Origin of the sequence: Klebsiella sp. MISC125, assembly GCF_051131775.1 — a bacterium.
Taxonomy (GTDB): Bacteria; Pseudomonadota; Gammaproteobacteria; order Enterobacterales; family Enterobacteriaceae; genus Klebsiella.
The window spans coordinates 671,168-690,496 of record NZ_CP180448.1 but is presented as its reverse complement, the minus strand read 5'-3'; the positions used below and the strand labels follow the sequence as shown (position 1 = coordinate 690,496).

The following is a 19,329-nucleotide window of genomic DNA, read 5'->3' as shown; positions in this document are numbered from 1 at the left end:
TTTGTATAACCGGGTGGCGCTGCGCTTCCCCGGCCTACTAAACGATTAATCGATGGTACGTTGAATCTCGATAATTTCGAACACTTCGATCATATCGCCAACGCGAACGTCGTTGTAGTTCTTAACACCGATACCACATTCCATGCCGTTACGGACTTCGTTAACGTCATCTTTGAAGCGACGCAGGGATTCCAGCTCGCCTTCATAGATAACCACGTTGTCACGCAGTACGCGGATTGGGTTATGACGTTTAATCGTCCCTTCGGTAACCATACAGCCCGCGATGGCACCGAATTTCGGTGATTTGAACACATCACGCACTTCAGCAAGACCAATAATCTGCTGTTTCAGTTCCGGAGACAGCATGCCGCTCATTGCCGCTTTCACTTCGTCGATCAGATGATAGATGACGGAGTAGTAGCGCAGATCCAGACTTTCCGCATCGATAACTTTACGAGCAGATGCATCGGCACGTACGTTAAAGCCAACCAGAATAGCGTTGGATGCAGCCGCCAGGGTTGCGTCGGTTTCGGTGATACCACCTACGCCGGAACCGATAATCTTCACTTTCACTTCGTCGGTAGACAGTTTCAGTAAAGAATCGGAGATCGCTTCCACAGAACCCTGAACGTCCGCTTTCAGTACGACGTTCACTTCGTGAACTTCGCCTTCGGTCATGTTAGCAAACATGTTCTCGAGTTTAGACTTCTGCTGACGCGCCAGCTTAACTTCGCGGAATTTACCCTGACGATACAACGCAACTTCACGCGCTTTTTTCTCGTCACGAACAACGGTCACTTCATCGCCGGCAGCCGGAACGCCGGACAGACCGAGGATTTCAACCGGAATGGACGGACCCGCTTCCAGTACTTCCTGACCCAGTTCGTTACGCATTGCACGAACGCGACCATACTCGAAGCCACACAGAACGATATCGCCTTTATGCAGCGTGCCTTCACGAACCAGAACGGTAGCAACCGGGCCACGACCTTTATCAAGGAAGGATTCGATAACCGCGCCGCTCGCCATACCATTGCGAACCGCTTTCAGTTCCAGAACTTCAGCCTGCAGCAGGATAGCATTCAGCAAATCGTCAATGCCGGTACCCGCTTTTGCAGATACAGGGATGAACTGCGCTTCGCCGCCCCACTCTTCCGGCATAACACCGTACTGGGACAGTTCGTTCTTAACGCGATCCATATCGGCTTCTGGTTTGTCGATTTTGTTTACCGCAACGACTAAAGGAACCTGCGCCGCTTTCGCGTGCTGGATAGCTTCAATAGTCTGCGGCATAACGCCATCATCGGCAGCAACAACCAGAACAACAATATCTGTCGCCTGCGCACCACGAGCACGCATGGAAGTAAATGCGGCGTGACCCGGGGTATCCAGGAAGGTGATCATACCGTTATCAGTTTCAACGTGATAAGCACCGATATGCTGGGTAATACCACCCGCTTCGCCGGATGCGACTTTAGTTGAACGAATATAGTCAAGCAGAGAAGTTTTACCGTGGTCGACGTGACCCATGATGGTCACAACCGGTGCCCGCGGTTCAGCCGCAGCGCCAGTATCACGGTCGCTCATTACCGCTTCTTCCAGCTCATTCTCACGACGCAGGGTCACTTTGTGGCCCATCTCTTCGGCAACCAGCTGTGCGGTTTCCTGGTCGATGACCTGGTTGATGGTAGCCATTGCGCCCAATTTCATCATTGCTTTGATGACCTGAGAGCCTTTGACTGCCATTTTGTTCGCCAGATCGCCAACGGTGATGGTTTCGCCAATCACAACATCACGGTTAACTGCCTGAGCTGGCTTCTGGAAACCTTGTTGCAGAGCAGAACCTTTACGATGCTTGCCGCCTTTGCCACCGCGAACAGCAGCACGGGCTTCTTCACGATCGGCTTTAGACTCAGCGTGTTTATTACCTTTCTTCGCCGGACGCGCAGCCTTAGTACTACGGGTACGACCACGACCACCTTCTACTTCACGATCGTTATCATCTTCAGCCTGACGCGCATGCTGAGAAGTCGTTACGTGATAGTCGGTAGTTTCTTCAGGGGTTTCTGGAGTTTCAGTCCAGTTCTTTTCATTTTCTTGAGCCATACGGCGTGCTTCTTCCGCTACACGGCGCGCTTCTTCTTCAAGTTTGCGGCGTGCTTCTTCTTCCGATTTGCGCTTCAGCTCCGCAGCTTCGTTCTCGCGGCGGGACTTCTCAGCCTGGGCGGTTTTGGTCATATCGTCGGTTTGTTGATTGCTCACTTTGTCTTTTTCCGCGGCTTCACGTTTCGCTTTCTCAGCGAGTTCACGTTTAGCTTGTTCTGCGGCCTCACGTTCAGCTTTTAATTGCGCCTCGCGTTTGGCCGATTCTTCTGCCTCACGACGGGCTTGCTCTTCCGCTTCACGCTGCGCCTGCTCTTCCGCGGCAAGGCGTTCAGCCTCTTGCGGATCGCGTTTCACAAAGGTGCGTTTCTTGCGGACTTCGATTTGTACCGATTTACTCTTTCCACCGGTACCTGGAATATTTAACGTGCTGCGCGTTTTGCGCTGCAGCGTCAGCTTGTCGGGCGCCGAGCCGTGTTCACGGTTCAGGTGCGTCAACAAGGTTTGCTTCTCTTGCGCGGTCACAGAATCATCAACCGATTTGCGAATCCCTGCATCAGCAAATTGCTGTATCAGGCGATCCACAGAGGTCTGAATTTCTGAGGCCAGCGCTTTAATGGTCACATCTGTCATGCTGTTCCTTCCTGCTACAGTTTATTACGCTTCGTCGCCGAACCAACAAATATTACGTGCGGCCATGATGAGCTCTCCGGCTTTTTCGTCAGTTAAGCCTTCGATATCAGCCAGATCATCAATGCCCTGCTCGGCGAGATCTTCCAGCGTACAAACACCACGGGCAGCCAGGGTAAATGCCAGAGAACGATCCAAACCTTCCAGATTCAATAAATCATCTGCAGGTTTGCTGTCTCCCAGGCTTTCTTCCTTAGCCAGAGCCAGCGTGGTCAGCGCATTTTTCGCACGCTCACGAAGTGCTTCAACGGTGGATTCATCCAGACCGTCAATTTCTAGCAGTTCTTTCATTGGCACGTAGGCCAGTTCTTCCAGAGTGGCGAAACCTTCTTCAACCAGCAGTGTGGCGAAATCTTCATCAATATCAAGATATTTAGTGAAGGTATCAATTGCTGCATGGGCTTCAGCCTGATGCTTAGCCTGTAGGTCGTCAACGGTCATAACGTTGAGTTCCCAACCACTCAGTTGCGAAGCAAGACGCACGTTTTGACCATTACGACCAATCGCTTGCGCCAGATTGCCTGCTTCTACTGCGATATCCATGGTGTGTTTGTCTTCATCCACCACGATAGACGCAACGTCAGCCGGTGCCATCGCGTTAATCACGAACTGCGCCGGATTATCGTCCCAAAGAACGATATCGATACGTTCACCACCCAGCTCAGTTGAAACTGCCTGAACGCGCGCACCGCGCATACCTACACAAGCACCGACCGGGTCAATACGCTTATCGTTGGTTTTCACTGCGATTTTAGCACGAGAGCCAGGGTCGCGAGCGGCGGCTTTAATTTCGAGAACTTCTTCACCAATTTCTGGAACCTCGATGCGGAACAATTCGATCAGCATTTCTGGTTTAGAACGGGTGACAAACAGCTGAGCGCCGCGTGCTTCTGGGCGTACTGCATACAGTACACCACGGATACGATCGCCCGGACGGAAGTTTTCACGCGGCAGCATATCTTCACGCAGGATCACAGCTTCAGCATTACTGCCCAGATCCAGCGTAATATTGTCGCGATTCACCTTTTTCACTACGCCGGTGATAATTTCACCTTCGTGCTCACGGAACTGATCGACGACCATTGCACGCTCGGCTTCACGCACTTTTTGTACGATAACCTGCTTCGCTGTCTGTGTAGTGATACGGTCAAAAGTGACGGATTCGATCTGATCTTCGACGTAGTCGCCAGGATTCATGCTTTCGTCTTCGTAGCGTGCAGCTTCCAGCGTGATCTCACGAGTCGGCATTGTCACTTCTTCGACGACCAACCAGCGACGGTAGGTATCGAAATCACCGCTTTTACGGTCGATTTCTACGCGAACATCGATCTCTTGCTCGTATTTTTTCTTGGTAGCCGTTGCTAGCGCACTTTCCAACGCTTCGAAAATCTTCTCACGTGGCAGCGCCTTTTCGTTGGAAACGGCTTCAACAACAGCCAAAATTTCTTTGTTCATCGGGGCCTTTCACCTCAATCCAGACTGTTAAAAGTGGGGAACCAGGTTCGCCTTCTGGATGTTACTCAGCGCGAACACTTCATCTTTGCCTTCGACGGTTACCGTGATCATCTCACCGTCTACCGCTTTGATAATGCCCTGCCATTTGCGTCGGTTTTGTACCGCCATGCGCAGAACCAGCGAAACCTCTTCACCGGAGAAACGCTCATAGTGTTCGGCGGTAAACATTGGACGCTCAAGACCTGGGGAAGAAACCTCCAGGTTATAAGCGACGGTGATCGGGTCTTCGACATCCATGACAGCACTGACCTGGTGGCTCACATCAGCACAATCATCAACATTGATGCCATTTTCACTATCAATATAGATGCGCAGTGTGGATGTGCGACTGCGAATAAATTCGATGCCAACCAGCTCAAAGCCAAGCGCTTCAACTGGCGCAGTGAGCATCTCTGTTAATTTTTGCTCTAATGTGGACAAACCCACCCCCAAGACATAAAAAAAGGGCGTATAGCCCAGTTATTCTGAAGTCAGATAACAAAAAACCCCGATAAATCGGGGCTTTAGATAACTGAACCCTGAGATCGCAGCTGCGATCTGGAACACTTTCCAGAAGAATTCTTTCAAATTCGGCTACGAAGGACCCGGTCCTCACAGTATATTTGAAAAAGTACTTAATGGGAAAGTGGTTGCGGGGGCCGGATTTGAACCGACGACCTTCGGGTTATGAGCCCGACGAGCTACCAGGCTGCTCCACCCCGCGCCTGAAACGTGGCATATTTTACTCGCTTTGAGTAAAAGACGCAAATACTGCTGGGATTTGGTACCGAGGACGGGACATAAAATCGTGGTGAATTATATTGATACATCATATATTTTGTCAACATGAATTTCACATTATCCGGTTTTCGTTTGTACTGGTATTTCAGGGGTTTTTTAGTAAAAAAACAATCAGCCCCTTCCTGTCTCCAGCAAAAGATGATTAAATGAAAACTCACAATTAATGCATAAACATGCAATTAAGATTGTTGAGTCGAACTCACCACAGTCTATCTAGCAGGGTTTTATTTTATGACGACGATTCTCAAGCATCTCCCGGTTGGTCAACGTATTGGTATCGCTTTCTCTGGTGGACTGGATACCAGTGCCGCACTGCTTTGGATGCGCAAAAAAGGCGCAGTCCCTTATGCATATACCGCCAACCTCGGCCAGCCAGACGAAGACGATTATGATGCCATTCCTCGTCGTGCTAAAGAATATGGTGCAGAAGGCGCTCGTCTGATCGACTGCCGTAAGCAACTGGTCGCTGAAGGCATCGCCGCCATTCAGTGTGGTGCATTTCATAACACCACCGGTGGATTGACCTACTTTAACACGACGCCTTTGGGTCGCGCTGTCACTGGCACCATGCTGGTTGCCGCGATGAAAGAAGATGGAGTAAACATCTGGGGCGACGGTAGCACCTATAAAGGCAACGATATCGAACGCTTCTATCGTTATGGCCTGCTAACCAACGCCGAGCTGCAAATTTACAAACCATGGCTGGATAGCGACTTTATCGATGAGTTAGGCGGCCGCCTGGAAATGTCCGAGTTTATGATTTCCTGTGGCTTCGATTACAAAATGTCCGTTGAAAAAGCCTACTCCACTGACTCCAATATGCTGGGTGCAACGCACGAAGCCAAGGACCTTGAGTTTCTGAACTCCAGCGTCAAAATTGTCAATCCAATCATGGGTGTTAAGTTCTGGGATGAGAGCGTGAAGATCCCAGCAGAAGAAGTCATCATTCGTTTTGAACAGGGTCATCCAGTGGCGCTGAACGGACAGACCTTCAGTGATGACGTTGAGCTGATGATGGAAGCTAACCGTATCGGCGGTCGTCACGGTTTGGGTATGAGCGACCAGATTGAAAACCGTATTATCGAAGCGAAGAGCCGCGGAATTTATGAAGCACCCGGAATGGCGCTGCTGCATATTGCGTACGAGCGTCTGCTGACCGGTATCCATAACGAAGATACTATTGAGCAATATCACGCACACGGTCGCCAGTTGGGCCGTCTGTTGTATCAAGGTCGCTGGTTCGATTCCCAGGCATTGATGCTGCGTGATGCGTTGCAGCGCTGGGTAGCAAGCCAAATTACTGGCGAAGTTACTCTTGAGCTACGTCGCGGTAACGACTATTCCATCCTTAACACCGTCTCTGACAACCTGACCTACAAAGCAGAGCGACTGACCATGGAAAAAGGTGATTCGATGTTCTCTGCCGAAGACCGTATCGGTCAGTTGACGATGCGTAATCTGGATATTACCGATACCCGTGAGAAGCTGTTTGGTTATGCGCAGTCTGGTTTGCTGACCGCATCTTCCGCCACTGGTTTACCGCAGGTGGAAAATCTGGAAAACAAGAGCAAGTAATCAAACTGATAAAGTACAGAAGGCCGCACCTGCGGCCTTTTTTATGCACGAAATCTAAACATACGGCTAATGATACTTGAGCGGAGAGTATGACCTGGCATGCATCCATTACTCTTTTTCAGGCGAAAAAAAAGACGCTTTTCAGCGTCTTTTCTTCGAAATATTGGTACCGAGGATGGGACTCGAACCCACAAGCCCGTTAGGGCACTACCACCTCAAGGTAGCGTGTCTACCAATTCCACCACCTCGGTACGGATACTATTTATTAGCGCGGGATATCACTGCTCGGCTGGGCCGGAGCTGTCGGCTGAGTTTGCTCAGTTTTTGGAGCACTCAGATTATCCCACTCACTTCCTTTATTGGTCTTGTTGCTGTTGATGTTACCCAGCGCCAGACTGATGATGAAGAACAGCGCAGCAAGAATGCCTGTCATGCGGGTCATGAAGTTACCTGAACCACTAGAACCAAACAACGTGCCGGAAGCGCCTGCTCCGAAGGAGGCTCCCATATCAGCGCCTTTACCTTGCTGCAGCATAATCAGACCAACCAGGCCAATCGCCACAATAAGGAAAACAACTAAAAGAGCTTCGTACATAATCAACCTGTTCCTTGCGGATTCGCCGCATACCAAGTGCTTCGACCAATAAAGCGGGACGTTTTTATGTTTCCCACTGAAGCGGGTGTGAATACTAACCAAAGCGAATGACCTTCGCAAGGGCAATTTCAGCGCATTGTATCAAGTGCGGAAAAAAACAGCAAAAAACGTTTATTTGTCGATTATAAGGCGACAAGCGCCGCCTTTTTAATCACTTAGCCAGATATATCAAACGCTCTTAACTGCATCAGCGATACGATGAGCAAACTCATGTACCTGCTCTTGATGTTCACCTTCTACCATCACACGAATCAGCGGCTCAGTTCCTGATTTACGCAGTAACACACGCCCCCGGTTACCCAGCGCGGTTTCCACTTCTGCAGTTACCGCTTTCACATGTTCATGTTCCAGTGGATTACCGCTGCCTTCAGTAAAGCGGACATTGACCAGAATTTGCGGGAACATTTTCATACCACTGCATAAGTCATGCAGGCTCATGTGGTTACGCGCCATTGCCGCAACCACCTGCAGGCTGGCGACGATACCATCCCCCGTCGTGGTCTTATCCAACAGAATCACGTGACCAGAGTTCTCCGCACCGATACGCCAGCCTTTCTCCTGAAGTTTCTCCAGTACATAGCGGTCCCCTACTTTTGCACGAACAAAAGGAATACCTAGCTGTTTGAGCGCCAGCTCCAGACCCATGTTGCTCATGAGTGTCCCAACGGCACCGCCTCGTAGCTGCCCCTGACGTAACCCTTCACGGGCAATGATGTAGAGAATCTGGTCACCATCAACTTTGTTGCCTTCATGGTCAACCATAATGACGCGGTCGCCATCACCATCATAAGCAATACCCAAGTCAGCTTTTTCTGCCAATACGCGGGCCTGTAGAGCACGAACATCTGTCGCCCCAACTTCTTCATTGATATTGAGGCCATCAGGCTCACAGCCCATTGTAATAACCTGAGCACCCAGCTCACGGAAAACGCTTGGGGCAATATGGTAAGTTGCCCCATGGGCACAATCGACCACAACTTTCAGAGCATTCAGGCTCAGCTCGTTCGGGAAGGTTCCCTTACAAAATTCAATATAGCGACCTGCGGCATCAACAATACGGCTGGCTTTACCCAGTTCTGCAGAATCTACGCAGGTGAGCTCCTTTTCCATCTCGGCTTCAATGGCTTCTTCAACTTCATCCGGTAACTTAGTGCCCTCGATGGAGAAAAATTTAATACCATTGTCATAGAACGGATTATGCGAGGCGGAAATCACAATCCCGGCTTCGGCACGGAACGTACGCGTCAGATAGGCGATTGCCGGAGTTGGCATCGGCCCGGTAAAGGAAGCAGATAGCCCCGCGGCAGCCAAACCGGCCTCCAGCGCAGACTCCAGCATATAGCCAGAAATACGAGTATCTTTACCTATAATAATTTTACGCGATCCATGGCGTGCCAGCACTTTTCCTGCCGCCCAGCCTAGCTTCAATACAAATTCCGGCGTAATCGGCGCGTCGCCTACGCGGCCACGAATACCATCAGTCCCAAAATATTTACGGTTACTCATAACGTTTATTTTCCTTAGCGGCCAGGGTAGCTTCCACCACGCGCAGCGCTTCTACCGTTTCTTTGACATCATGGACGCGGATAATCTGCGCGCCCTGCATTGCTGCAATGACTGCGCAAGCCAGGCTACCATTCAGGCGCTCTGTCGGCCCAACATTAAGTAACTGACCTACCATTGACTTACGCGACATACCTACCAGTAGCGGGAGACCGAAATGATGGAATTCCCCAAGCCGGGCAAGCAGCTCATAATTATGAGAAAGATTTTTACCGAAACCGAATCCCGGGTCGAGCAGCAATTTCTCTTTTGAGATACCAGCCTGCTCGCAACGCACAATATGTTCGACAAAAAAGCGCTCAACATCAGCAAAGACATCGGCATACTTTGGCGCTTCCTGCATTGTTTTCGGCTGTCCCTGCATGTGCATGAGACATACTGGCAACCCGGTTTCGGCTGCCGCTTCCAGCGCACCTGGCTCCGTAAGCGAACGAATATCATTGATGATATGCGCGCCGACCCGCGCTGACTCGCGAATGACTTCCGGCTTCGAGGTATCAACGGAAATCCACACTTCAAAGCGCTGAGCAATCGCTTCCACCGCCGGAATCACTCGTGCCAGCTCCTCCTCAACGCTAACATCCGCAGCCCCCGGACGTGTCGATTCTCCGCCGATATCAATGATAGTTGCCCCTGCATTGATCATCAGATTGGCATGCTTAACCGCTTCCACCAACGTATTGTGGGTTCCGCCGTCGGAGAACGAGTCCGGTGTAACGTTGAGAATCCCCATCACATGTGGATGAGAGAGATCGAGGGTCGAACCCTGGGCTACGAGTTTCATCACAAAATCCCTGAATCAGAGAGAGGTTGAAAAAGAAAAACCCCGGAGCGGATGCCCAGGGGTTTTAGAAAAGTACAGCAGATCAATAGCGGCTAACTTATTTGTCGCCTAGCTGTTCTGACATGGTATTGCCCGGGTTTGGCGTACGCGGTTCATCGACCGGACGCGGCGCACTCGGGGTGCCATTATTGCCAGAATTATTAGATGAACCCGGTTCTTCCCAGCCAGCTGGCGGGCGAACATCGCGGCGAGCCATCAGATCATCAATCTGCGGTGCATCGATGGTCTCATATTTCATGAGCGCATCTTTCATCGAATGCAAAATATCCAGATTGTCGTTCAGCAAATGGCGTGCACGATCGTAGTTACGCTCAATCAGTAATTTCACTTCTTGATCGATAATACGCGCGGTTTCATCAGACATATGTTTCGCTTTCGCGACGCTGCGACCGAGGAACACTTCACCCTCTTCTTCCGCATACAACAACGGACCGAGTTTTTCAGAGAAGCCCCACTGGGTCACCATGTTACGTGCCAGATTAGTCGCAACTTTGATATCGTTTGAAGCCCCGGTAGAAACATGTTCTACGCCGTAAATAATCTCTTCTGCAAGACGACCACCGTACAGAGTTGAGATCTGACTTTCCAGTTTCTGACGGCTGGCGCTTATTGCGTCGCCTTCAGGCAGGAAGAAGGTCACACCCAACGCACGTCCGCGCGGAATAATCGTCACTTTATGCACCGGATCGTGTTCCGGAACCAGACGACCAATAATCGCGTGGCCAGCTTCGTGATAAGCAGTGGATTCCTTCTGCGCTTCGGTCATCACCATGGAGCGACGTTCCGCGCCCATCATGATTTTGTCTTTCGCTTTCTCGAACTCAACCATCGAAACAACACGCTTGTTGCCACGCGCAGCGAACAACGCCGCTTCGTTCACCAGGTTTGCCAGGTCAGCACCGGAGAAACCAGGTGTTCCGCGGGCAATGATTGCCGCATCAATATCCGGAGACAGCGGTACGCGACGCATGTGAACTTTAAGAATCTGTTCACGGCCACGGACATCCGGCAGACCCACCACAACCTGACGGTCAAAACGGCCTGGACGCAGCAGAGCCGGGTCAAGTACGTCAGGACGGTTAGTCGCAGCAATCACGATGATGCCTTCATTACCTTCGAAGCCATCCATCTCAACCAGCATTTGGTTCAGAGTCTGCTCACGTTCATCATGACCGCCGCCAAGACCTGCACCACGCTGGCGACCAACGGCATCGATTTCATCGATAAAGATAATGCATGGAGCCGCTTTCTTAGCCTGTTCGAACATGTCACGCACACGTGATGCACCGACACCCACAAACATTTCAACAAAGTCAGAGCCCGAAATAGTAAAGAACGGTACTTTAGCTTCGCCAGCGATCGCTTTCGCCAACAGCGTTTTACCCGTACCCGGAGGACCAACCATCAGGACGCCTTTCGGGATTTTACCGCCCAGTTTCTGGAAACGGCTTGGCTCGCGCAGGTATTCAACCAGTTCAGCCACTTCCTCTTTTGCTTCGTCACAACCCGCAACGTCGGCAAAAGTGGTTTTGATCTGATCCTCCGTCAACATGCGCGCTTTGCTCTTACCGAACGACATGGCACCTTTGCCACCGCCGCCCTGCATCTGACGCATGAAGAAGATCCAGACACCAATCAACAACAGCATTGGGAACCAGGAAATGAAGATAGAAGCCAGCAGGCTTGGCTCTTCTGGCGGTTCGCCAACCACTTTGACGTTTTTCGTCAACAGGTTATCGAGCAGCTTCGGATCGTTAACCGGAATGTAAGTCGTGTAACGGTTACTATCTTTCTTGGTAACGTTAATCTCACGTCCGTTGATACGCGCTTCGCGAACCTGGTCCTGATTGACCTCTTGCAGGAAGGTTGAATAATCTACCTTTCGGCCATTCGACTCGCTGGGCCCAAAGCTCTGGAATACTGACATCAGCACAACGGCAATGACCAGCCAGAGTATTAGGTTTTTCGCCATGTCACTCAAGGGATTAACCTCTTATTACAACTGTGTTAAAAACAGCGTCAGGATACTCTATATCCAGTTTCTTTCAAACTTTCGTTTGAAATCTACCGGTTATGGTTTACGCCCGGTCGCTACAATGTACACTTCACGCGAACGGGCGCGAGAAGAGTCCGGCTTACGAACTTTGACCTTCGTAAACAGGGAGCGAATCTCTCTTAGATACTCATCGAAGCCTTCGCCCTGGAACACCTTCACTACAAAACTACCACCTGGCGCTAATACATCACGAGCCATTCCAAGCGCCAATTCCACCAGATACATGGCCCGGGGAATATCCACCGCCGGTGTTCCACACATATTTGGTGCCATATCGGACATGACCACTTGTACTTTACTGTCACCTACGCGCTCAAGTAACGCTTTCAGGACTAATTCATCACGAAAGTCACCCTGAAGGAAGTCCACACCAACGATTGGATCCATAGGTAAAAGATCGCAAGCAATGATGCGGCCGCTGTTACCGATCTGCGTAACCGCGTATTGCGACCAGCCACCGGGTGCAGCGCCGAGGTCAACAATCGTCATCCCCGGTTTAAAAATTTTGTCACTTTGCTGTATTTCATCAAGTTTAAACCAGGCACGGGAACGTAACCCCTTTTTCTGTGCCTGTTGAACATATTTATCGCTAAAGTGTTCCTGGAGCCAACGACTTGAGCTGGCAGAACGCTTTTTACCTGTCATTTAACATTCCCATTTCGGGTTCATCATACTTTGCGACGTAAAAATCGACACGGTAGTTTGGCGATATATGGGAGATGGCGGTAGAATGAACCGTTTTCAATCCCAACGTAAGCAAAAAAATACGATGAATCTGAGTACTAAACAAAAACAGCACCTGAAAGGTCTGGCACATCCGCTCAAGCCGGTAGTTATGCTTGGCAACAATGGTTTGACCGAAGGGGTACTGGCCGAGATTGAACAAGCGTTAGAGCACCATGAACTTATCAAGGTGAAGATCGCCTCGGAAGATCGCGACACTAAAACCTTGATCGTGGAAGCCATCGTGCGCGAAACCGGCGCCTGTAACGTACAGGTCATCGGTAAAACGCTGGTCCTGTATCGCCCGACTAAAGAGCGTAAAATCTCGCTGCCACGCTAAGAATATCCTGGTTATCGACACAACTTTGTGTAAATCGAGGGTTTTCTGCGGGTAGACGAGCAAAATGCCATGCTCCGGACGTTGATAAAAGGCCGCTATGCGGCCTTTTTCCTTTCTTTACAATCCATCAACATCGTAGCCGTAAATTCGGATTAAAGGTACTCAACCTTAATAATTTCGAATTCGACCTCACCGCCTGGTGTACGGATTACGACAACATCATCCTGTTCTTTACCGATCAGGCCACGTGCAATCGGCGAGTTTACAGAAATCAGATTTTGCTTAAAATCAGCTTCATCGTCGCCAACGATACGGTAAGTCTGCTCTTCATCGGTATCAAGATTCAAAACACTGACTGTTGAAGCAAAAATCACCCGGCCATTGTTTGGCATTTTGGTGATATCGATAACCTGCGCATTCGACAGTTTCGCTTCGATATCCTTAATGCGACCTTCACAAAAACCCTGCTGTTCACGAGCTGCATGATACTCAGCATTCTCTTTCAGATCGCCGTGTTCACGAGCATCAGCGATAGCAGCAATAATTTCAGGGCGACGCACGGACTTCAGAAAATCCAGTTCTTCGCGCAATTTTTCAGCGCCACGTAAGGTCATCGGAATAGCTTGCATTTGTTATACCTCTTTATCATTCTTTCATGGAACGGACACCGCCGTTCCGCAACCGGTCAAGCCTTAAGCAAGACAGGAGCAAAAAGAAAACCGACCCGGAAAGCAATCCCCAGGCCAGCAGCAATTTTCAATTTGATATGTATTTTACCCTGAAGTTCACTATGGGTCATCGTTTACTTTACAGGGTGTTGCACCGTAGTATGACGGCTCGGTTTCAGGTTGTTAGCGCGAGATTATGCGATTTTCCAGATTTATCATCGGATTGACTGCCGGCATAGCGATTAGCGCTCAAGCGGCGAACATTGACGAGTACATCAACCAGCTTCCTGCGGGTGCGAACCTTGCCTTTATGGCGCAAAAGGTAGGCTCCCCGACGCCGGAGATAGACTTTCACAGCCAACAAATGGCGCTCCCAGCCAGTACCCAGAAAGTGATAACCGCTCTGGCCGCGCTGCTGCAACTGGGTCCGAATTTCCGCTTCACTACGACGCTGGAAACTAAAGGCAATCTTGAAGGTGGCGTACTAAAGGGCGATCTTATTGCGCGTTTCGGCGGCGATCCAACGCTCAAACGCCAGGATATACGTAATATGGTCGCCACGTTGAAAAAAGCGGGTGTCCAGCGTATTGAAGGCAATGTGCTTATCGATACTTCTGTGTTTGCCAGTCATGACAAAGCGCCAGGCTGGCCGTGGAATGATATGACACAATGCTTTAGCGCGCCCCCAGCAGCGGCTATTGTCGATCGCAACTGCTTCTCCATTTCACTCTACAGCGCGCAAAAGCCGGGAGATCTGGCGTTTATCCGTGTGGCATCCTACTACCCGGTGACGATGTTCAGTCAAGTGCGCACCCTGGCGCGAGGCTCTTCTGAGGCGCAATACTGCGAGCTAGACGTGGTCCCAGGCGATCTAAATCGATATACCCTGACCGGATGTCTACCACAGCGCAGCGAACCTTTGCCATTGGCCTTCGCCATCCAGGATGGTGCTGGCTATGCCGGTGCGATTCTGAAGTCTGAACTGACTGATGCCGGTATTACCTGGAGCGGTACACTGCTGCGCCAGACATTGGCTAACGACCCCGGTACCGTGCTCGCAACAACCCAATCTGCACCGCTGCACGACCTGCTGCGGATCATGCTGAAAAAATCAGACAATATGATTGCCGATACCGTATTTCGTACCATTGGACACGCTCGTTTCGGCGTACCGGGTACCTGGCGAGCGGGTTCCGATGCAGTACGGCAAATCCTGCGCCAGCAGGCCAGTGTCGATCTCGGGAATACCATTATTGCGGATGGCTCAGGTCTGTCGCGCCATAACCTCATCGCACCCGCGACGATGATGCAGGTGCTACAGTACATTGCTCAGCACGATACTGAACTCAACTTTATTTCAATGCTGCCTCTAGCAGGGCACGATGGCTCTCTGCAATATCGCGCGGGTCTACATCAGGCTGGCGTTGATGGCAAAGTTTCCGCCAAAACGGGCTCTCTGCAAGGAGTTTACAATCTGGCTGGTTTCATCACCACGGCCAGCGGGCAGAAGATCGCATTTGTGCAATATTTATCAGGCTATGCTGTGCCACCAGCCGATCAACGCAATCGACGTATTCCACTCGTGCGTTTCGAAAGTCGGTTGTACAAGGATTTGTATCAGAATAACTAAGACAAAGGGCCGCATCACATGCGGCCCTTTTAGATTGCTCAGAATTAACGTTTGTAGATGAATTCGACGCCTTCTTCGTCGTCTTCGTCCCAATCATCATCCCAGTCTTCGTCATCTTCCACTTCGACTTCCGCTTCTTCAAGCTGCTGACGATGGTAGTCGTCCCACATAAACTCGACTTTTTCCGCCGACTTCGCTTCTTCAGCGTGAACGATTGGATTTTCGATGATAAAGGTCATCACGTCCCAGCACAGGTCCTTCACCCCCTGCTGGCTGGCGGCAGAAATCAGATAGAACTTGTCTTCCCAGCCCAGCGCTTCAGCGATGGTTTTCGCTTTGGCTTCCGCCTCGGCTTTATCCATCAGGTCGATCTTGTTAAAGACCAGCCAGCGCGGTTTAGAAGCCAGTTTCTCGCTGTATTTCTCCAGCTCACCGATAATGATCCGCGCGTTCTCAACCGGATCGGAGCCGTCAATCGGTTCGATATCAATGAGGTGCAAGAGTACACGGCAGCGTTCAAGGTGCTTCAGGAAGCGAATACCAAGACCGGCCCCCTCTGCAGCGCCTTCAATCAGTCCAGGGATATCCGCAACAACGAAGCTCTTCTCGTTGTCCATACGCACAACACCGAGGCTCGGTACCAGCGTAGTAAACGGATAGTCAGCGACTTTGGGCTTCGCTGCTGAGACTGCACGAATAAAGGTGGATTTACCTGCATTCGGCATCCCCAGCATCCCTACGTCCGCCAGCAGCATCAGCTCCAGTTGCAGATCGCGTTTATCGCCTGGTGTACCCATGGTTTTCTGACGCGGGGTACGGTTGACGGACGATTTGAAGCGGGTGTTACCCAGACCGTGCCAGCCGCCTTTTGCGACCATCAGGCGCTGACCGTGCTTGGTCATATCGCCCATCGTCTCACCGGTCCCCTGGTCAATCACACGGGTCCCTACCGGCACCTTCACCGTCACATCTTTACCGCGCTTACCGGTACAGTCGCGACTCTGACCATTCTGTCCACGCTCAGCGCGGAAGGACTTCTCAAAACGGTAGTCGATCAAGGTATTCAGGTTCTCATCCGCTTCAAGCCAGACATCACCACCATCACCACCATCACCGCCGTCCGGGCCGCCTCTCGGGATATATTTTTCGCGGCGGAAGCTAACGCAACCATTGCCGCCATCACCTGCTACGACCAGGATCGTTGCTTCATCAACAAACTTCATTTTACTCTCCGTAAATCATTCGCCTGAGCGGGGCAGCGGCACAACCGCTCCTCGCTTTCGCCACCGCCCCCAAAGACGATGGCCGACGGCGGAATACATCGCGCCCGCAACCACGACAAACGCACCGAGATAACCCATCAGGTTCAACAGCGGTCTGGCGAAAACGTCTGGCCAGGCCAGTGATAATAAATCTGAAAATAGCAGCGTAAACAGCGGCGTTAAGGTAATCAACGCGCTCACTTGCGCCGCCTGCCAGCGCGCCATAGCTTCCGCCAGCGCACCGTAGCCCACCAGAGTATTCAACCCGCAAAAAACCAGGCAGGCCAATTGCCAGTCGCTTAATGCCAGTACCTGCGATGGCGTCGCCAACGGCAGAAGCGCTATCGTACATAAAGTGTACAGCAAAAACAGGATCTGCTGTGATGCCAGACGGCGTAATAACACCTTTTGCGCGACGCCATAACTCACCCATACCGTCGCGGCCCCAACACCGAAAATTACCCCCCACGTGTAATCAGTCAGGCGGGTAAAAATCTCAATCAGGCTGGTGTTGAAGAACATCACCAGACCGCTAACCAGCATCATCGCCCCCACAATCTGAGTACCGCGCATTCTCTCTTTGAGGATAAACACGCTGGCAACCATCATACCGACAGGGGACAACTGACCAATCACCTGGGAAGCGGTGGGGCTGAGATATTGCAGGGAAGAACTAAACAGAATGAAGTTACCGAACAAACCACCTGTCGCAATGGCCAGTAGTATTAACCAGCGCGGCTTGCGAAAGATGCGCAGCGGAGGTAGCTTCCCTTTGATGACCAGGATGGTCCCAAGACCAAAACTTGCCATCAAAAAGCGATAAAAGACCACCGTCGGCGGCTCCATCACTTCAAGAACCTGCTTCATAGCGATCGGCAAAGCACCCCAGCACATTGCAGTGGTGAGCGCTAAAAGAATGCCGATGCCGGCCTGCTGCTTCATGCCCGTTTTCCCTGCAGAAAATTTTCCGGGTTTTCAATGTAAAAAGCCCCGCAACACGTTGCGGGGCTTTAATCCGTTACCGGACCACGAAAAACTTACTCAGCAACGATGCTGATGTATTTACGGTTGTTCGGGCCTTTAACTTCAAATTTCACTTTGCCGTCTGCTTTAGCAAACAGAGTGTGGTCACGACCGCAACCTACGTTAGTGCCAGCGTGGAATTTGGTACCACGTTGACGAACGATGATGCTACCCGCCAGAACGGATTCGCCACCGAAACGCTTAACGCCAAGGCGTTTAGCTTCTGAATCGCGACCGTTACGAGTTGAGCCGCCAGCCTTTTTATGTGCCATTTAAATCTCTCCTCAGGTCTTAGGCGCTGATGCCAGTAATTTTCACATCAGTGAACCACTGACGATGGCCCTGCTGCTTACGGTAGTGTTTACGACGACGAAACTTAACGATTTTAACTTTCTCGCCACGACCATGAGCAACAACTTCAGCTTTGATTACGCCGCCCTCAACGAAAGGAACGCCGATCTTAATTTCTTCACCGTTTGCGATCATCAGCACTTCAGCGAACTCAACAGCTTCGCCAGTTGCGATGTCCAGCTTTTCCAGGCGAATGGTTTGACCTTCGCTTACTCGGTGTTGTTTACCACCACTTTGGAAAACCGCGTACATATAGAACTCCGCTTCCGCGCACCTCTTCGTATGATTCAGAGTGCGCTATAAATATTCACAATAGGGCGCGAATATTACGCAAAACGCGAGCCTTTGACAAGAGCGATCAGCGATCAACGCAGAAAAAAAACACAACTTTCACTACAACGTTTATCTACGCCAATTTTTCAGTACAATCACATATTCTTTTAATTCTATCTTAATCCTTCTGTGATCCCATTCGGATACGCGGTAACAGGACATTTGGCCCGGCTTTTGCGATGAATTTAGAAAAAATCAATGAGTTAACCGCGCAGGATATGGCGGGCGTCAATGCGACAATCCTTAAGCAACTCGACTCTGATGTTCAGCTTATCAATCAGTTAGGCTATTACATCGTCAGTGGAGGCGGCAAACGTATTCGTCCGATGATCGCCGTGCTGGCCGCACGGGCCGTCGGTTACCAGGGTAACGCGCACGTCACCATCGCCGCTCTGATCGAATTTATCCATACCGCCACCCTCCTGCATGATGACGTCGTCGATGAGTCAGACATGCGCCGAGGAAAAGCCACAGCAAACGCCGCTTTTGGCAACGCAGCAAGCGTACTGGTGGGTGATTTCATCTATACACGCGCCTTTCAGATGATGACCGCTCTTGGTTCATTGAAGGTTCTGGAAGTGATGTCAGAAGCCGTTAACGTCATTGCAGAAGGCGAAGTTCTGCAATTAATGAACGTCAACGATCCCGACATCACTGAAGAAAACTATATGCGGGTTATTTACAGCAAGACCGCCCGCCTGTTTGAAGCCGCTGCCCAGTGTTCCGGGATTCTGGCCGACTGTACTGCAGAACAAGAGAAAGCGTTGCAGGATTACGGACGCTATCTGGGTACTGCTTTCCAGCTAATCGATGATTTACTCGACTACAGTTCCGATGGCGAGCGTCTTGGCAAAAACGTCGGGGATGATCTCAACGAAGGCAAACCCACCCTTCCTCTGCTGCACGCAATGCGTCATGGCACAGTAGAGCAATCCGCTATGATTCGCGGCGCGATTGAGCAGGGTAACGGCCGTCACCTGCTGGAAGCCGTACTGGAAACCATGGCGGCCTGCGGTTCGCTTGAATGGACCCAAAAACGCGCGGAGGAAGAGGCGGATAAAGCAATTGCCGCACTTCAGGTCCTTCCTGACTCCCAGTGGCGCGAAGCGCTAATTGGTCTCGCCCATATTGCGGTACAACGCGACCATTAATCCCCCCCTCACTTTCCCGCGCATTGCGCGGGAAAGTTCCAATAAAATTCAATAACGTCTCCCATAA

17 protein-coding genes and 2 tRNA genes are annotated in these 19,329 nt (G+C 50.9%); 4 read left to right on the top strand and 15 right to left on the bottom strand.

Annotated elements, in window-relative coordinates; genetic code table 11:
- Positions 1-45: 45 nt before the first annotated feature.
- The 4 genes from infB to ACMYSL_RS03280 all read right to left on the bottom strand — a co-directional run bounded on the left by infB (position 46) and on the right by ACMYSL_RS03280 (position 5,011).
- Positions 46-2,736: a translation initiation factor IF-2 gene (gene infB / locus ACMYSL_RS03295; protein ID WP_112213568.1), complete on the bottom strand. Its 2,691-nt coding sequence runs from the start codon at positions 2,734-2,736 to the stop codon at positions 46-48.
- A 24-nt stretch (positions 2,737-2,760) separates the two neighbouring features.
- The gene (gene nusA, locus ACMYSL_RS03290; protein WP_110272868.1) at positions 2,761-4,248 is read right to left on the bottom strand and encodes a transcription termination factor NusA; all 1,488 of its coding nucleotides are present in this window, start codon (positions 4,246-4,248) and stop codon (positions 2,761-2,763) included.
- Positions 4,249-4,275: 27 nt separating this feature from the next.
- Positions 4,276-4,728 carry a ribosome maturation factor RimP gene (rimP, locus tag ACMYSL_RS03285; RefSeq protein ID WP_142512701.1) on the bottom strand — a complete coding sequence of 151 codons (453 nt, stop codon included), beginning with the start codon at positions 4,726-4,728 and terminating at the stop codon, positions 4,276-4,278.
- A gap of 206 nt (positions 4,729-4,934) precedes the next feature.
- Positions 4,935-5,011: transfer RNA gene (locus ACMYSL_RS03280), tRNA-Met, on the bottom strand.
- A gap of 308 nt (positions 5,012-5,319) precedes the next feature.
- Between ACMYSL_RS03280 and argG the strand changes: the two genes are divergently transcribed.
- Positions 5,320-6,663: an argininosuccinate synthase gene (gene argG / locus ACMYSL_RS03275; RefSeq protein WP_434661349.1), complete on the top strand. Its 1,344-nt coding sequence runs from the start codon at positions 5,320-5,322 to the stop codon at positions 6,661-6,663.
- A 164-nt stretch (positions 6,664-6,827) separates the two neighbouring features.
- Here argG and ACMYSL_RS03270 read toward each other — a convergent pair.
- The 6 genes from ACMYSL_RS03270 to rlmE all read right to left on the bottom strand — a co-directional run bounded on the left by ACMYSL_RS03270 (position 6,828) and on the right by rlmE (position 12,426).
- Positions 6,828-6,914, bottom strand: a tRNA-Leu gene (locus ACMYSL_RS03270).
- A gap of 14 nt (positions 6,915-6,928) precedes the next feature.
- The gene (gene secG / locus ACMYSL_RS03265) at positions 6,929-7,258 is read right to left on the bottom strand and encodes a preprotein translocase subunit SecG (RefSeq protein ID WP_112213566.1); all 330 of its coding nucleotides are present in this window, start codon (positions 7,256-7,258) and stop codon (positions 6,929-6,931) included.
- A 228-nt stretch (positions 7,259-7,486) separates the two neighbouring features.
- The gene (glmM, locus tag ACMYSL_RS03260; protein ID WP_110272865.1) at positions 7,487-8,824 is read right to left on the bottom strand and encodes a phosphoglucosamine mutase; all 1,338 of its coding nucleotides are present in this window, start codon (positions 8,822-8,824) and stop codon (positions 7,487-7,489) included.
- Positions 8,817-9,665, bottom strand: a complete 849-nt coding sequence (gene folP, locus ACMYSL_RS03255; RefSeq protein WP_182235054.1) for a dihydropteroate synthase — start codon at positions 9,663-9,665, stop codon at positions 8,817-8,819. The genes glmM and folP overlap by 8 nt, the downstream gene beginning before the upstream one ends.
- A gap of 97 nt (positions 9,666-9,762) precedes the next feature.
- Positions 9,763-11,697, bottom strand: coding sequence for an ATP-dependent zinc metalloprotease FtsH (gene ftsH / locus ACMYSL_RS03250; RefSeq protein WP_110272863.1), 1,935 nt, complete (start codon positions 11,695-11,697; stop codon positions 9,763-9,765).
- Positions 11,698-11,796: 99 nt separating this feature from the next.
- Positions 11,797-12,426, bottom strand: a complete 630-nt coding sequence (gene rlmE, locus ACMYSL_RS03245; RefSeq protein ID WP_004106110.1) for a 23S rRNA (uridine(2552)-2'-O)-methyltransferase RlmE — start codon at positions 12,424-12,426, stop codon at positions 11,797-11,799.
- A 124-nt stretch (positions 12,427-12,550) separates the two neighbouring features.
- Here rlmE and yhbY point away from each other — a divergent pair, with 124 nt between their 5' ends.
- Positions 12,551-12,844 (top strand): ribosome assembly RNA-binding protein YhbY, encoded by a 294-nt coding sequence (gene yhbY, locus ACMYSL_RS03240; protein ID WP_003025016.1) that lies wholly within the window; start codon positions 12,551-12,553, stop codon positions 12,842-12,844.
- Positions 12,845-12,996: 152 nt separating this feature from the next.
- Here the strand turns inward: yhbY and greA are convergent, their stop codons facing one another.
- On the bottom strand, positions 12,997-13,473 hold the full coding sequence (gene greA, locus ACMYSL_RS03235) for a transcription elongation factor GreA (RefSeq protein WP_110272862.1): 477 nt from the start codon (positions 13,471-13,473) through the stop codon (positions 12,997-12,999).
- 235 nt (positions 13,474-13,708) lie between these two features.
- Here greA and dacB point away from each other — a divergent pair, with 235 nt between their 5' ends.
- Positions 13,709-15,142, top strand: a complete 1,434-nt coding sequence (gene dacB, locus ACMYSL_RS03230) for a serine-type D-Ala-D-Ala carboxypeptidase (protein ID WP_182235055.1) — start codon at positions 13,709-13,711, stop codon at positions 15,140-15,142.
- Between the two features lie 44 nt (positions 15,143-15,186).
- Here the strand turns inward: dacB and cgtA are convergent, their stop codons facing one another.
- From cgtA to rplU, 4 genes are all read right to left on the bottom strand, one after another.
- On the bottom strand, positions 15,187-16,365 hold the full coding sequence (gene cgtA / locus ACMYSL_RS03225; protein WP_181484725.1) for an Obg family GTPase CgtA: 1,179 nt from the start codon (positions 16,363-16,365) through the stop codon (positions 15,187-15,189).
- A 15-nt stretch (positions 16,366-16,380) separates the two neighbouring features.
- The gene (locus tag ACMYSL_RS03220; RefSeq protein ID WP_304253752.1) at positions 16,381-17,346 is read right to left on the bottom strand and encodes a DMT family transporter; all 966 of its coding nucleotides are present in this window, start codon (positions 17,344-17,346) and stop codon (positions 16,381-16,383) included.
- Positions 17,347-17,441: 95 nt separating this feature from the next.
- Positions 17,442-17,699 (bottom strand): 50S ribosomal protein L27, encoded by a 258-nt coding sequence (gene rpmA / locus ACMYSL_RS03215; RefSeq protein WP_003861831.1) that lies wholly within the window; start codon positions 17,697-17,699, stop codon positions 17,442-17,444.
- A 19-nt stretch (positions 17,700-17,718) separates the two neighbouring features.
- Positions 17,719-18,030 carry a 50S ribosomal protein L21 gene (rplU, locus tag ACMYSL_RS03210; RefSeq protein ID WP_004106123.1) on the bottom strand — a complete coding sequence of 104 codons (312 nt, stop codon included), beginning with the start codon at positions 18,028-18,030 and terminating at the stop codon, positions 17,719-17,721.
- Between the two features lie 260 nt (positions 18,031-18,290).
- Between rplU and ispB the strand changes: the two genes are divergently transcribed.
- Positions 18,291-19,262 (top strand): octaprenyl diphosphate synthase, encoded by a 972-nt coding sequence (gene ispB, locus ACMYSL_RS03205; protein WP_110272858.1) that lies wholly within the window; start codon positions 18,291-18,293, stop codon positions 19,260-19,262.
- Positions 19,263-19,329: the final 67 nt, after the last annotated feature.

Coding starts and splice junctions, on each gene's coding strand:
- cgtA (WP_181484725.1), bottom strand. CDS start 16,365: ATGAAGTTTGTTGATGAAGCAACGATCCTGGTCGTAGCAGGTGATGGC.
- infB (WP_112213568.1), bottom strand. CDS start 2,736: ATGACAGATGTGACCATTAAAGCGCTGGCCTCAGAAATTCAGACCTCT.
- rlmE (WP_004106110.1), bottom strand. CDS start 12,426: ATGACAGGTAAAAAGCGTTCTGCCAGCTCAAGTCGTTGGCTCCAGGAA.
- argG (WP_434661349.1), top strand. CDS start 5,320: ATGACGACGATTCTCAAGCATCTCCCGGTTGGTCAACGTATTGGTATC.
- ispB (WP_110272858.1), top strand. CDS start 18,291: ATGAATTTAGAAAAAATCAATGAGTTAACCGCGCAGGATATGGCGGGC.
- rplU (WP_004106123.1), bottom strand. CDS start 18,030: ATGTACGCGGTTTTCCAAAGTGGTGGTAAACAACACCGAGTAAGCGAA.
- greA (WP_110272862.1), bottom strand. CDS start 13,473: ATGCAAGCTATTCCGATGACCTTACGTGGCGCTGAAAAATTGCGCGAA.
- dacB (WP_182235055.1), top strand. CDS start 13,709: ATGCGATTTTCCAGATTTATCATCGGATTGACTGCCGGCATAGCGATT.
- nusA (WP_110272868.1), bottom strand. CDS start 4,248: ATGAACAAAGAAATTTTGGCTGTTGTTGAAGCCGTTTCCAACGAAAAG.
- ftsH (WP_110272863.1), bottom strand. CDS start 11,697: ATGGCGAAAAACCTAATACTCTGGCTGGTCATTGCCGTTGTGCTGATG.
- glmM (WP_110272865.1), bottom strand. CDS start 8,824: ATGAGTAACCGTAAATATTTTGGGACTGATGGTATTCGTGGCCGCGTA.
- secG (WP_112213566.1), bottom strand. CDS start 7,258: ATGTACGAAGCTCTTTTAGTTGTTTTCCTTATTGTGGCGATTGGCCTG.
- rpmA (WP_003861831.1), bottom strand. CDS start 17,699: ATGGCACATAAAAAGGCTGGCGGCTCAACTCGTAACGGTCGCGATTCA.
- folP (WP_182235054.1), bottom strand. CDS start 9,665: ATGAAACTCGTAGCCCAGGGTTCGACCCTCGATCTCTCTCATCCACAT.
- yhbY (WP_003025016.1), top strand. CDS start 12,551: ATGAATCTGAGTACTAAACAAAAACAGCACCTGAAAGGTCTGGCACAT.
- ACMYSL_RS03220 (WP_304253752.1), bottom strand. CDS start 17,346: ATGAAGCAGCAGGCCGGCATCGGCATTCTTTTAGCGCTCACCACTGCA.